This is a genomic window from Synechococcus sp. CS-197 (genome assembly GCF_025128215.1).
Taxonomy (GTDB): Bacteria; Cyanobacteriota; Cyanobacteriia; order PCC-6307; family Cyanobiaceae; genus Synechococcus_C.
On record NZ_JAHLZC010000008.1, the window covers coordinates 47,298 to 60,774 of the forward strand.

14 protein-coding genes are annotated in these 13,477 nt (G+C 59.5%); 5 read left to right on the forward strand and 9 right to left on the reverse strand.

Annotated features, from left to right (window positions below; translation table 11 throughout):
• Positions 1 to 62: 62 nt before the first annotated feature.
• From nuoH to KQ296_RS02025, 4 genes are read right to left on the reverse strand one after another with little or no spacing between them, the layout of a single operon-like run.
• On the reverse strand, positions 63 to 1,181 hold the full coding sequence (gene nuoH, locus KQ296_RS02010; RefSeq protein ID WP_259726322.1) for an NADH-quinone oxidoreductase subunit NuoH: 1,119 nt from the start codon (positions 1,179 to 1,181) through the stop codon (positions 63 to 65).
• A gap of 60 nt (positions 1,182 to 1,241) precedes the next feature.
• Positions 1,242 to 2,432 (reverse strand): citrate synthase, encoded by a 1,191-nt coding sequence (locus tag KQ296_RS02015; RefSeq protein WP_011934179.1) that lies wholly within the window; start codon positions 2,430 to 2,432, stop codon positions 1,242 to 1,244.
• A 25-nt stretch (positions 2,433 to 2,457) separates the two neighbouring features.
• Positions 2,458 to 2,958, reverse strand: a complete 501-nt coding sequence (sixA, locus tag KQ296_RS02020; RefSeq protein WP_011934180.1) for a phosphohistidine phosphatase SixA — start codon at positions 2,956 to 2,958, stop codon at positions 2,458 to 2,460.
• Positions 2,936 to 4,567 carry a DUF3352 domain-containing protein gene (locus KQ296_RS02025; RefSeq protein ID WP_041428974.1) on the reverse strand — a complete coding sequence of 544 codons (1,632 nt, stop codon included), beginning with the start codon at positions 4,565 to 4,567 and terminating at the stop codon, positions 2,936 to 2,938. Before KQ296_RS02025 ends, sixA begins: the two co-directional genes overlap by 23 nt.
• Positions 4,568 to 4,643: 76 nt before the next feature.
• On the opposite strand from KQ296_RS02025, the gene KQ296_RS02030 reads away from it, so the two are divergent.
• The 3 genes from KQ296_RS02030 (at position 4,644) to KQ296_RS02040 (ending at position 7,311) form a co-directional block, all read left to right on the forward strand.
• On the forward strand, positions 4,644 to 4,994 hold the full coding sequence (locus KQ296_RS02030) for a rhodanese-like domain-containing protein (RefSeq protein WP_011934182.1): 351 nt from the start codon (positions 4,644 to 4,646) through the stop codon (positions 4,992 to 4,994).
• A gap of 94 nt (positions 4,995 to 5,088) precedes the next feature.
• Complete coding sequence (gene hrcA, locus KQ296_RS02035; RefSeq protein ID WP_011934183.1) at positions 5,089 to 6,084, forward strand: heat-inducible transcriptional repressor HrcA; 996 nt, start codon at positions 5,089 to 5,091, stop codon at positions 6,082 to 6,084.
• 63 nt (positions 6,085 to 6,147) lie between these two features.
• Complete coding sequence (locus tag KQ296_RS02040) at positions 6,148 to 7,311, forward strand: ABC transporter substrate-binding protein (protein ID WP_083833659.1); 1,164 nt, start codon at positions 6,148 to 6,150, stop codon at positions 7,309 to 7,311.
• 17 nt (positions 7,312 to 7,328) lie between these two features.
• Here KQ296_RS02040 and KQ296_RS02045 read toward each other — a convergent pair whose 3' ends face one another.
• The 3 genes from KQ296_RS02045 to KQ296_RS02055 are packed head-to-tail and all read right to left on the reverse strand — an operon-like array spanning position 7,329 to position 10,857.
• Positions 7,329 to 8,552 (reverse strand): hypothetical protein, encoded by a 1,224-nt coding sequence (locus tag KQ296_RS02045; RefSeq protein ID WP_011934185.1) that lies wholly within the window; start codon positions 8,550 to 8,552, stop codon positions 7,329 to 7,331.
• Positions 8,553 to 8,608: 56 nt separating this feature from the next.
• Positions 8,609 to 9,859: a tryptophan synthase subunit beta gene (gene trpB, locus KQ296_RS02050; RefSeq protein ID WP_011934186.1), complete on the reverse strand. Its 1,251-nt coding sequence runs from the start codon at positions 9,857 to 9,859 to the stop codon at positions 8,609 to 8,611.
• A gap of 38 nt (positions 9,860 to 9,897) precedes the next feature.
• Positions 9,898 to 10,857 carry a class I SAM-dependent methyltransferase gene (locus tag KQ296_RS02055; protein ID WP_011934187.1) on the reverse strand — a complete coding sequence of 320 codons (960 nt, stop codon included), beginning with the start codon at positions 10,855 to 10,857 and terminating at the stop codon, positions 9,898 to 9,900.
• A gap of 39 nt (positions 10,858 to 10,896) precedes the next feature.
• Here KQ296_RS02055 and KQ296_RS02060 point away from each other — a divergent pair, with 39 nt between their 5' ends.
• Complete coding sequence (locus tag KQ296_RS02060; RefSeq protein WP_011934188.1) at positions 10,897 to 11,223, forward strand: translation initiation factor; 327 nt, start codon at positions 10,897 to 10,899, stop codon at positions 11,221 to 11,223.
• A 38-nt stretch (positions 11,224 to 11,261) separates the two neighbouring features.
• Entirely contained in the window at positions 11,262 to 11,885 is a 624-nt protein-coding gene (gene cysC, locus KQ296_RS02065) for an adenylyl-sulfate kinase (RefSeq protein WP_011934189.1), read from the forward strand.
• Here cysC and KQ296_RS02070 read toward each other — a convergent pair.
• Positions 11,866 to 12,945, reverse strand: coding sequence for an AI-2E family transporter (locus KQ296_RS02070; protein ID WP_011934190.1), 1,080 nt, complete (start codon positions 12,943 to 12,945; stop codon positions 11,866 to 11,868). The genes cysC and KQ296_RS02070 overlap by 20 nt on opposite strands.
• Positions 12,942 to 13,463, reverse strand: a complete 522-nt coding sequence (gene purE / locus KQ296_RS02075) for a 5-(carboxyamino)imidazole ribonucleotide mutase (RefSeq protein ID WP_011934191.1) — start codon at positions 13,461 to 13,463, stop codon at positions 12,942 to 12,944. Before purE ends, KQ296_RS02070 begins: the two co-directional genes overlap by 4 nt.
• Positions 13,464 to 13,477: the final 14 nt, after the last annotated feature.

Genomic DNA, 13,477 nt, shown 5'->3' on the forward strand with positions numbered 1-13,477 from the left:
AGCGGTCTGACGAGAGAAAACCAGAGCGTCATGATGACGTCACCCGGATGAAAGTGTCGTGTTCACCCACCGAACGCTACGGGGAATGCGAGCTTGAGAGCCGCCGTGACCAGCAGATTGACCAAGGCCAGCGGAAGCAGAAATTTCCAACCGAGGTCCAAGAGCTGGTCAATGCGCACCCGGGGCGTGGTCCAGCGCAGCAGGATGGCGATGAACACCAGCAGGTAAGCCTTCAGCACGGTCATCACGATGCCTGTCGCGCCTGTGATCACCTGAACGAGCGGCGCGTCAACAGACTGGCCAAGCCAACCAGCGAGCCATTCCACGGGCACTGGGAAGCCCCAGCCACCGAGATACAGAACGGAGACCAGAAGGGCGGATAACACCAGGTTGATGTAGCTGCCCAAATAGAAGAGGGCGAATTTCATGCCCGCGTATTCGGTCTGGTAACCGGCGACCAGTTCCTCTTCCGCTTCGGGGAGGTCGAAAGGAAGACGTTCGCATTCAGCCAGGGCACAGATCCAGAAGATCAGGAAACCCACCGGTTGGCGCCAGATGTTCCAGCTCAGGATTCCAGCGCCTGTCTGCTGGCTGACAATGTCGACGGTGCTGAGTGAATTGCTCATCATCACCACCGCGAGAACAGCGAGGGCAAGCGGAATCTCGTAGCTGATCGACTGGGCGGCAGCCCTGAGTCCACCGAGCAGGGAGTACTTGTTGTTGGAGGCATACCCACTCATCAGCAGCCCGATGGGCTGAACGCTGCTGAGGGAGATCCAGAGGAAGATCCCAACCCCCACATTGCTGATCAGAAGATTCTGTCCAAAGGGAACGATCAGCCAGGACAGGATCACCGGCACCACGACGAGCACAGGGCCAAGCGTGAACAGCAGCCCATCAGCCCTTGCCGGAATGATGTCCTCTTTGACCAGAAGCTTGAGGCCATCGGCAAGGGGCTGAAGAACACCGAGAGCTCCGGCATATTCCGGTCCAATGCGCTGCTGAACAGCAGCGGAGATCTTGCGTTCCAACCAGACCGTGACCAGCGCACCAACCACTGCTGCCACAAGCACCAGAAGCATGGGCAGCGGCAGCCAGATCAACCGGGCCGCCTGATCAGAGAGACCGAAGCCCTCCAGGGTCTGACTGAAGCTCTGTTCGAGATCCAGACCGGGACTCACCAGAGCCGGTGCATTGGTGGCAAAGAAAGTCACCATGAACTGAGGATTGATGTGTGCAACTTAGGTGCTTGCGGAGGGAAGCCGGTCTTCCAGCGGGCTCCACTGACGCATCGAACAGCCCGTGTAGATCTGAGAGGGCCGGAAAATGCGGTTGGCGCCCAGTTGCTCCCGCCAGTGGGCAAGCCATCCCGCCACCCTGGCGATGGCGAACACGGGCGTGAACAGATCCCTTGGAATGCCGAGCTTGCGGTACACCAAGCCCGAGTAGAAGTCCACATTGGGGAAAATCCCTTTCGGCCCGAGGCGACGCTCGGCAGCGGCCTCCAGAGCACGGGCCACGTCGTACATCTCGTCGTGGCCGAAGCGGGCAAACAGCTCTTCGGCCAGTGCCTGAAGAATCACAGCACGGGGGTCTTTCACCCGGTACTCCCGATGGCCGAAACCCATCACTTTGCGTTTGCTTGCGATGGCCGCATCGAGGTAATCGGCGGCACGATCGGCTGTCCCGATCTCATCCAACATGGCGAGCACATCTTCATTGGCTCCTCCATGCAGGGGACCGGCCAGGGTTCCCACAGCGGAAGCGACCACGGCGTAAGGATCGGTCAACGTGCTGGCTGTCACCCTCGCGCTGAACGTGCTGGCATTCAGGCTGTGTTCCGCATGCAGGATCAGACAGCGATCAAAGATTCTCGACGCCAGAGGGTCAGGCTCACGCTCCATGAGCATGTAAAGGAAATTGGCCGAATAGGCCAGGTCATCACGGGGTTGAATCGGATCCTGTCCTTTGCGGATCAACTGAAACGCCGCAACCATGGTGGGGATCTTGGCGATCAACCTCACGACGGCGTCGTAGATGTACTGGGGATCATCGATGGCGCGCCGGGAGTAAAACAACCCGAGCGAGGCCGCACTCGACTGCAGAGCATCCATCGGATGACCATCCGATGGAAAACACTTCATCATGTCGCGAACGCGGAAGCTCACCCGTCGGTGCATCTGCACCTCCTGCTCGAAATCTCTCAGCTGCTGTGGATTGGGGAGTTCACCCCAGATCAGTAGGTAGGTGGTTTCCAGGAAACTGCAGTGGGACGCGAGCACATCAACGGGATAGCCGCGATAGGACAGCAATCCCTTCTGCCCGTCGATATCGCAGATTGACGACTGGGTTGCAGGAACCCCTTCCAACCCAGGGCGGAACACCAAACCGGTGCGCTCATGACGGATTTCTCCCCCCTCGGTTGGACTCACCAATCGCCTTCAACTCAGAGGCAACTTAATCGGAGCACGGGATCAGGAGTCGAGGCTTGAGCAGCGCCTGCAGCTCAGCATGTCCGAAAGGATCGTCAAGAAGCGCATCCCAACGGAGATGGCAAAAGCCTGCTTTGCGCAATCGCAGGCTGCCAGGTGCCGCTCCGATCAGTGCAGCGGCGAGCGCGCTGAGATCGGGTTCATGGCCGACCAGAAGGCATCGGCCGTGGAGTGATCGCAGCAAAGGCCTGGGATCGCGTCCAGGGGCGAGGGTCGACTCGATCCTTGCCTGCGAAGCCAAACCCGCCTGTACGGCCAGATCGGCGGTTTCTGCGGCACGCCTGTAAGGACTGCAGAGAATTTGGTCGGCTCGATAACCCAAAGCCCGAAGGCGGTTGGCGACCGCCAAGGTGCGCTGCACTCCGCGCAGCGTCAGGGGGCGATCCGGATGGTCCTGCCCATGGTCCCGTTCAGCAGCAATGCCATGACGGAACAGGAAGAGATCAACCGAATCGGAGGCGGGCATGCAGACGCAGGCTGCTCGACTCACCACTCTGACTTGATGCTGAGTCTGGTGCTGCAGCCAGCGTGAGGCTCTGCACCGCAGGACTCAGCGCTCGTCCACCCAGGCCCTGAAGCAGAATCCAGGGTCGCCACTGCGCAAGGCCATCCCGACTTGGATCGGCGGACAGGGCGAGCTGCTGCGTGATCGGTGCCTTGACCAGGCTGCGCAACTCCTGCAGATGCTGCTTCAGAGCGCTTGGATCGCTGCCACTGCGACGTTGACGCAGTCCCTCCAGGGTTTGCCCCCACCAGTTGAAGCCAGAACCATGCTCTAACGCCACAGCAAGATCAGCCGTCAGCGACTCCTCACCATGGCGTCGTTGACGCACCAGCCGTGTCCAAACCTGAAGCGATTGGCCATCGGCATCCAGGGTGGATCCCACGAGGCCGCCTTGCTCGAGCTGGCGGCTCACCGCATCCGGCGATGGTGCATCCGCACGGCTGCCCAGAAGCCAACCCGCCTCACCCTCTTGGAAGAGCAGCGGGCCGGAATCGAGAGCAGCCACAGCCGCTGCCCCTTCTGCCGTGCTGGACTCCAGCGCTCGCCGCAACGCTGGAGCAATCCACTGCGCCAAAGGATTCTGGCTGTCGGGATTGATCAATGCCTGGGGCGCCGACAACAGGGCCAGCGCGTGAGCGTCCCCCCCGGCACCGGCAAGGAGAGCCTCAGCATCAGAGCGTTCATCGGCCGCAGGTATCACCTCGTCTCGAAAACGAACCAGCGCCTTCAGGTCGAGATCCGTGCCCTGGGTTGCGAGGCCAGCGACCAAACCGGTGAGATCACCACGGTTGGCGATCACGGCGGGGACGCCAAGCCAACGCTGCATGGCAGCTGGACTGGCTGTGAGAAACGCCACCCCAGAACCGAGAGATCTCAAATCATTGGCAAGACCTTCATCGCCTTGGAGCTGCAAACTCTCCAACTGCGACACATCGAGGGCCTGCTCCAGTACCCCACGACCTGAAGCCAGGAGCAGAAGGTCATCATCGATCAGTGCCGTGGCGATCGGCTGGGGGTCGCGCCCCAACAAGGCACCTCGACCACTAATCACACCCATGCCCCGATAGCGGGTGATCTGCAAATCAGTCCCGGCCAGGCTGCGGGTCTGCCAGAACCGCTGCAGAAAACGTCTCGCCCCGTCGTCGTCCTGACTGGACAGAGCCAGAACCCACCCCAAAGCGCCCGGATCACCGGCGTTGGCGGTGCTGTCATCCAACACGGCCAAACTCACCTGCGGGCCGATCCAGTCCCGCAGTTCGTCGTTGAAATTCAGGCCTGCCAGAGCGAAAGCGCCATCACGGAGCTGGCGGGTGCTTTCACTCACGGCCTCGCGTTGACGCACCGGGGCAACAGCTCGGGCATAGGCCGGGATGCGCGACGGATCCACCAGCCAATTGAAGGTGAGTTCAGCATCGCGGGGCATGAATCGCGCCGCTCGGGTGAGCTCCAACGGGCGATCCACAATCCGTAGCGGGCTCTGTCTGGCCATTGCCCACCACACCCCGAGGGCCAGGGTGAGGAGCACCATGGCCGATGCGACCAGAGCGAGCAGGAACGAACGCCCCTTCATGAACAAGCGGTGAAGGACATCATGGTCATCTTCATGCATCCAGGATGCATGGCCAGCCCAGAGCCAGACTGATGCCATGAACCAACGCACGCCTCAACCCCTGACCGCCGCGGAGCTGGCGGCCTGGCTGAAGAAGGAGCCTGCGTTGACCCTGGTCGATGTTCGTGAACACAGAGAACTGACAATCGCTGCCTTTCCCTACCCAGTGGAGCATCTGCCGTTAAGTGAGGCGGCGCAATGGATGGATGCCATCGACCAGCGGCTGCCCGCATCCCAAGCCGTGGTTGTGCTTTGCCATGCAGGGGTGCGCAGCTGGAACTTCGGATGCTGGCTGCTGGAACGCAATCCCGCGCAGGAGGTTTGGAATCTCGAGGGTGGCATTGATGCCTGGAGCCTGGCCGTGGATTCCTCCGTGCCGCGCTACTGAACGCCATTCCTGCCTGAACCAACCGTCGGCTTCGTGACGGTCACGCTCGAATCCAAGGAATCATTCGTACGATCGCTCCATCTCGTTAGCTGCTGTGGAGCTCCTGCCCCGACGCCAACAGGAAGTGCTGCAGGCCACGGTCCATCACTACGTGGACACGATTGAACCGGTAGGCAGCAAAACCCTCGTTCAGCGTTTCGGGCTTCAGGCGAGCTCAGCCACGGTGCGTTCGGCGATGGGAGCTCTGGAGCAAAAAGGCCTGCTGGTGCAGCCCCATCCATCCGCCGGTCGAATTCCCAGTCCAAGGGGGTACCGCCACTACGTGGACTGCTTGCTGCCCAAGCCTGGAGCCGCAGTTCACCACCTTGAGCAGGAACTCACCCAACTGAGCTTGCGCTGGGCTGCACTCGATGATCTCCTGCAGCAGCTGACACGGCGCTTAACCGATTTCACAGGGTTGATGAGCCTGATCACCCTGCCGCAACCGTCAGAGCAACGGCTGCACGCGATTCGCCTGGTCCCCACGGATGAAAGGCTTTTGGTGATGCTGGTGGCTGATTCCAGCCAAACCCATCACCTCAATCTGCGTTTGCCTCACGGCAGTGTCCATCAGGTGGCGGCCCTTGAGCGCTGGACCGATGATCAACTGCATCAGTCCGGACAGATCAGCTGGGAGTCGTTACCGCAGCAGCTGCAAACCTGTGGACAGGCACTGAGGGAAGCCCTTCACAACGAAGAAGGTCGATTCATCAGCCCAAGTGATCAGAGCGCTCACGTTCATGGCGTGTCCAGACTGGTGGCACAACCGGAGTTCAGCGACAGCACCAAGGTGGCCCCGCTCCTCGATCTGATGGATTGCAACCCCGCCGCCTTCATCCCCAGCGGTCCCGGTCATGATGACTGGGTTTGGATCGGCGGGGAGCATCCCCATACGGCTCTGAGCGACTGTTCTGTGATCCAATCGAGTTATCGGGATGGACAAGGAGGTGTGGGGCAAGTGGCTCTTGTGGGCCCAATGCGCATGGCTTACGCCACGGCACGTGCTGCCGTTCAATGTGTTGCGAAACACCTCAATCATCTTCTGAGCTGAGTGACAAGCCCCAGGCCATCTCGCCATCTCCCTCGGGCCCTGATGTGGTCTGCAGGAATCACAATGCTGGCCTTGGGGCTTTGGGCTGGAACAACCTTCCACGCCAAACGCTCGACCTTGATTGCTCCTAAAGGAGACAACGTTGATCCAAGCAGAAAGAACGCGGTCGCGACATCAAACATCAACTCACTGCTGAACGAGCAACCAAAGCCCTACATTTTCGCTCAGTCACTCCCACTAACAGGCCCTGCTGCACACCTGGGCAAGAGCTACAGCAGGGGGATCGATGCCGCGCTTCGCGAGATCAATCAGGCTGGTGGAATCAACGGACGCCCTGTAAAAATCTGGCGCTTGGATGATGGCTATGAACCCAATTTGACCATCACCAATACAGCACTGTTCACGAAGCAACCTGAGGTGCTGGGTCTTTTCGGGTACGTGGGGACTCCCACAACCAAAGCCATCCTCAACGCAGCGAGCAAGGCCAAGCTTCCCATCATCGCGCCGATGACAGGGGCTAGCGCACTACGACAGCCGCAACAGGGCAATCTTGTGCACTACCGCTCCAGTTACGCCCAAGAAGCCAATCGCATTGTCAACCACCTCATCAACGACGGATATGTGCGCATCGCCATCGCCTACCAGAACGACGCCTACGGGAAGGACGTCCTGGCCAGCCTGAGATCAGCCTTACGACGCCATGGGCTCAAACCAGCGAGCACGGTTCCGCTACCGAGAAACTCCACCCGTGTCAGTGCAGCGGCACTCAGCCTCGACCGAAGCAATCCAGACGCGCTCGTGGTGATTTCCACCAGTCAAACCATGAGCGCCGTCGTTTCCAACCTGCATCGCATGGGCAGCCATCCCCAGCTGATGACCATTTCCTTCATCGGAACGAAAGCACTGTTCGACGACCTTCCCCAGAGTGCGTCCTACGGAATCGGCGTCACCCAAGTGGTTCCTTTCCCTTGGGATCGTCGCCAACCCGATGTGAAGCGCTACCAAAAAACATTACAAGCACAAAGTGACCAGCCTGATTTTGATTTCGTCAGCCTTGAGGGCTTCCTCGCGGCTGAATGGCTGATCAACGCACTAAAAAATTTAGGTCCACAGCCCACCAGATCAGCTCTGATGAAGGAACTTAAACGCACATCACCGGTTCAAAACAGGCGAGGAAGTCAGAACGTGGATCTCGTGTTTCTCGGCAGCGGCCCTTGGCAACCTTAAAACCCTCCTGATAACTCCTAAGTCAACGTCCAGGTCACCAGCGAAACCCCAACCAGAATTGAAAGTGAGAGCGAAGGCCAGATCTGCTCTAAAAACAACTCTCTACGCAACAACAGCCGACGGAGATCAGGGTCTTGTGCATTAGCAGCTCGACGCTTGAGGGCTTCGAGGTAGAGCACCAGCCCGAAACTTACAAACGACGTGAGATAAGCGATCACATACACACTATCCATAAACGTAAGATACGAAAGATCTGGCAAATCCGCCTTGTAACCCTCCTGCAAAAATATCAACGTTAAAAGCACTGCAACAGGAATTTCTATTCGGAATTCAGTCATCACACGCGTGATCAAAATGACGGATGCCATCACAATGATCAACGGCTGAATCAAGGTCCAGAAGGCCGACCAACTCGATCGCTGATAAGAGGAATCAAAGATCAGCTGACTAAACTCATTATCCTCAGAGCTGAACCCCAAACCCGAGGAAAAATGGTGTCGATACTCTCCGATAGACCACCCTCGAGAGAGCCATCCAGGGAGCGACGAATACAACCCTAAACCGCTGTCGCGGAGATCAGGGATGAGTCGCAAATTCTCAAAGACCAGATCTCCGAAAGGATCTTCAGCCTCAAGAACGATGGGAAGACTGACCGAATTAAACGGAAAACGACGCAAATCCAAGGTATCAATATAAAACTGACCCGTGTAAACAAATCCCTGGGAAAACATCCCTTGCCCGAGCTTACGCGCCTCGCGAAGAGGCGTAATCGCAGTGGTTTCAGGATTAATATCATTCTCGAAACTAATCACCTCTTCAATACTCAGTTCTCGCTCAGAAAGGTACTCTTGAAATGCTTGATCCCACTGCATCCATAGGTAGCCCTTGCTTGAAAAAGCGGGAATCTCAAGATCAACATCAAAATTATTGGCCACGTAAACGCCTGCATACACCTTGTACGGAGCTTTTTCCAGAAGCGCTGCATCCCGCTTCACCTCAAGGCCCTGAAGCGGCTTACCCCGAGAGGCCACACCAGAAGCTTCATTCACAATATGTGGCGTACTGGTGAGGCGCAGAATCTCTCTTGATTGAACAATATCGGTCGACTCATAACCCAGGAATCGACCAAGCAAAATCATTGAAATTGCCACCACAATCAGCAACAGCACGTTCCAACGTTTTTGACGCTGGTCTGGGAGCCGCGTGAGAAAAGGGCGCAGACGGTTAACGATGCGCTTCATAGGCACTGCTCAGCAATCCTCTTCAGAGACCGAACTCAGACAAAGGCACGGCTGAATCAGAGGGCATCTCCGAGACGTTCTGCCACGGTGTTGACATCCTTGTCGCCTCGACCTGAACAATTGAGAACCACTTCCGTTCCTGCGGAGAGTGTGGGGCAAAGCGTTTCCAGCCAGGCGAAGGCATGGGCCGTTTCCAGAGCAGGAATAATCCCTTCCAGCCGACTCACCAGCTGCAGGGCTTCCAGCGCCTCGGCATCGGTGACAGCACCATATTCAGCTCGCCCGATCTCACGCAGGTAGCTGTGCTCAGGGCCGACACCTGGATAGTCCAGACCGGCACTGATGGAATGCGCTTCCTGCACCTGACCGTCCTGGTCTTGCAGGAGGAGACTCATCGCTCCGTGCAGCACGCCCACCCGTCCTTCGGTGATGGTGGCGGCATGGCGTCCGGTTGCGACGCCGTCACCAGCGGCTTCCACACCAATCAGACGCACATCGGTGCACTCAACAAAGGGGTGGAACAGGCCCATCGCATTCGATCCCCCACCGACGCAGGCCATCAACACGTCGGGCAGACGCCCAAACGCCTCCCGGCACTGCTGCCGGGTTTCCTGACCGATCACCGCGTGAAAGTCACGCACCAGCATGGGATAAGGATGGGGACCCGCCACAGATCCAAGGATGTAGTGCGTGGTCTCCACATTGGTGACCCAGTCACGGATCGCCTCACTGGTGGCGTCTTTGAGGGTGGCGGTCCCCGCCGTCACCGGGTGAACGGTGGCACCGAGGAGGCGCATCCGGAACACGTTCAAAGCCTGTCGGCGCATGTCTTCAGCGCCCATGTACACCACACACTCCAGGCCGAAGCGGGCACAAACGGTGGCGGTGGCCACACCATGCTGGCCAGCACCGGTTTCGGCGATCACCCGCTTCTTACCCATCCGCAGAGCCAGAAGGGCCTGCCCAAGAGCGTTATTGATCTTGTGGGCACCGGTGTGATTCAAGTCTTCCCGCTTCAGCCAGATGCGGGGACCACCGTCGGCACGGCGGTAGTGCTCCGTGAGCCGTTCCGCTTCGTAAAGCGGTGTAGCCCGGCCGACGTAGCTCTTCAGCAGCCGATTGAGTTCCGCGGTGAACGCAGGATCTTTCCAGGCCTGAGCAGCCGCTTGCTCCAGCTCGGCCAATGCCGGCATCAGTGTTTCTGGGACGTACTGACCGCCGTAACGACCAAAACGGCCAGCAGCCGCTGGACGCGAACTGACGGCGAGATCGGAGGCAGAGGGTTGCGAGGGCAAGGTGCTGGTCACGAAGCAATGGACCGCACGCGCGACCCTTGAGCGTTGACTCAGCGTAAGCAGGCGATCACGCGATGCCGTGGATCACAGGACTGGATCCGCAGATCCCTGAAACCAGCGGAATGCAGCGCTTCAGCCATATCGAGGCGGAAGTACTGCTCGATGTAGGGCTCCGTGCTCTTCAGCAACGTGGCCACGGCGGCAGGCAAACGCTGCAGCACCGACGACGCCGGATCTTGATCCACCATCAGCAAGGCTCCCCCAGGCCGAAGCAACCGGAACGCCTCCGCGAGCACGGCATGGGTGGCGCTCTGAGGCAGCTCATGGCACACAAACTGAAGGCTGATCAGGTCGTACGACGCCGCTGCCAGCCCTGTGTTTTCCGCTGCGGCATGCACCCAACCATCCACCAATCCCTCGTGATCGCGCACGCTGGCGACAGCGAGCATCTCGGGGGAAAGATCCAAACCGTGAATGCGCAGAGGTGACTCCTGTCGCCTCTCGGCACGCAAGCGCAGCCAGCGGCTGAGATGCTGGGTGCTGACGCCCACGGAACACCCCAGATCCAGTGCCTGCTGCACCGGGGTGGTCAGCAGGGGCTCCACCACCTGATGAATGGCATCGCGCAGACGGGTCTGGGCGATCAGAGGGGTGAGGGTCTCCTCAGGCCAGATGCGTAATGCCATGGCATCGGTGGCTTGCTCAGCCTCCGCGGCGGCCTGCCAGCAGAGATTGCCCTGCTCATAGGCATGGAAGCGAGCGCGGTAGTAATCGGGCGGGACCAAACCAGGGGTCGTCAGCTCCGACTGCCGGGAACTCGCTTGATCCCACAGCGTCTTGCGGCGCGCCCTCCAGGGGATGCCATTGCGTTCAGCCGTGCGGATGATCAGCTGCCGAGCCTGAAAGAACAGGGGTCGACGCAGCCAGCCGATGCTGATCAACCGCTCAATCCAGCGACCGAGACCCTGGCTCGAATCAGCCCATTGCGGTGTGGATGCTGAAGCGTTCATCGCAGAGACGGCAGGATGGTGGGGGGTTCAAGGGGAACGATGCCGAAGGGAGGCTGGCAGGAATTCAGCAGCACCGACAGTCTGCAGCGACCGGTGGCCCCGTCGTCAGACCCGACACCCAAGGCAGAACAAAGGGTTCGGGTCCAACCCACCCGAGGAGGGAAGGGTGGCAAAACCGTCACCGTGATCCGCGGACTGGATCTCGACCCTGCCGGATTCAAAACCCTGCTGAAAAAGCTGAAAACCAGGATCGGCAGTGGCGGCACGCTGAAAGGTGATTGCATCGAACTGCAGGGTGACCAGGTGGATCTGGCCTTGGAGCTCTTGACGAAGGAGGGGTACCGACCGAAGCGGGCCGGCGGTTGAGCGACAATGCGCCCTCGATTGTTCACCTCACGTCTCCCATGAGCTCAGCGTCTCCGAAGGCCACCAACATCGTGTGGCATCAGGCCTCGGTGGACCGCGATGCCAGGGCTGAGCAGCGTGGCCATCGCAGCGCCATTCTCTGGTTCACAGGCCTGAGTGGAGCAGGCAAGAGCACCCTGGCCAATGCCGTGAACCAGGCTCTGTTTGAACGCGGCCTGGCCACCTATGTGCTGGATGGCGACAACATCCGCCATGGTCTCTGCCGCGACCTTGGCTTCTCGGACGCAGACAGGGAGGAGAACATCCGTCGCATCGGTGAAGTTGCCAAGCTCTTTCTGGACTCTGGCGTGATCGTTCTCACAGCTTTTGTGTCCCCGTTCCGCGCTGATCGCGATAAAGCCCGTGCCCTGGTGGGTGAGGGTGACTTTCTCGAAATCTTCTGCTCAGCAGACCTGAGCGTTTGCGAAGAACGCGACACCAAGGGCCTTTACGCCAAGGCCAGAGCGGGCGACATCAAGGAATTCACAGGAATTTCCAGCCCCTATGAGGCTCCGGAGCATCCGGAACTCTCTGTCGACACAGGCGCTGGAGAGCTTGAAACCTGTGTCAACGAGGTTGTGAGCGCACTCGAGAGTCGGGGGATCATCCCCGCTCAGGCTTGATCAACTCACTGCTGGCAGGGATGCCTTGATGCTCTGCCCAGGCATCCACCAGCGTTTTGAAACAACTGGCCACCGGAACGGCCAGAAGCAAACCCAGCAACTCACCAAAGCCATACAGCTCTCCCGCTTTGGCGCCGAGAGGAAGGGCGATCAGCAGCCAGGCCGGCTGCAGTCCAACGATGCTGCCCATCAAGCGCGGTTGGATCACCTGATCCACCAGCTGACCGACCAGGATCGCCGCCACCAGGATCTCCAAACCTGTCTTGGGGTCCTGAAAAGCCAGAAGTCCACTCACCGCGATGATCGTGAGGGCGCTCGCATAGGGGATCAAGGTGGTGAAACCGATCAAAACGGCAAACAAAACGCCGTAGGGAATCTTGAGCACCGTGAAGACCACGATCTGACCCATGGCCAGGATCAAAGCCAGCAGAACCTGGCCGGCGAAGTAGCCCCGGAATGTGCGTGAAAGCGTGCTGATCACGAGCTCACGCCAAGCCGTGGGAAGCCAACGGGCCAGGCCCGCTGCAATCGAGCGGCCACCCAGAAGAAAGAACACCGCCAAGACCAACACAATCACTGTGTTGATGGTGGTTCCCAGGGTTGCCCCGAGGATGCCGAGCAACCTCTGGCTGATCTGGCTGGCCACCCGACCGGCTCGGGTGACCAGGTCACTGCTCAAGTCCCCGAATTCGCTTGGCAATCCCCTTGCTTCAGCCAAGGATTGCAAGCCTGTGATCCAGCCCTCAGCCTGATTGAGCAAACTCGGCAGGGCATTGATGAGCTGCCCGAGTTGGTCGATCAGCAGAGGCACCAGGGTGACGCCCGCGAACACGAGCAGGCTGATGGTGAACAGAGTCACCATCACGATCGCCAACCACCGGGGAAGGCCACGGCTTGTAAGCCAGACGCAAGGAATATCGAGCAGAAACGCGATCAGTGCCGCCGTGAGAAACAGTCCTGGAAACGGAGCCAGCGGAACTGTGAGCTGGCGAAGCACAAAAAGATTGAGGGTGAGCAGAGGCAACGCCAGGCTCCAGCGCATCCAGGCAGGACCATTCATGGGGCGTTGTCTTTTGCTCTCATTGTGGCCGTGGTGTCCAGATAGGCCGCCGATCCGAGCTCGACCAGCCGTTGATCCTTCGCGATCACGGCATCGTGCAGCTGACGTCGATAAGCCCCGAGACGCTCCATCAAGGCGTGGTCTTGGAGCGCCAGAATCTGCGCCGCCAGCAGTCCTGCATTCAGTCCGCCCCCGATGGCGACCGTCGCCACGGGAATACCACCCGGCATCTGCACAATCGAATGCAGGGAGTCCACACCGGAGAGCATGGTGCTGCGCACCGGCACGCCGATCACCGGCAGGGTCGTCAGAGACGCCACCATCCCCGGCAAGTGAGCCGCGCCGCCAGCACCGGCCACGATCACTTGCAACCCGCGGTTGTGGGCCTCACGGGCAAAGTTCACCATCTCCAAAGGTGTGCGATGGGCCGACAACACACGCACCTCCACGGCAACCTGGAGCCCCTCCAGAACCTCAACGGCTGGGTGAAGGGTTGGCAGGTCGGAATCACTGCCCATGATCACGGCCACCC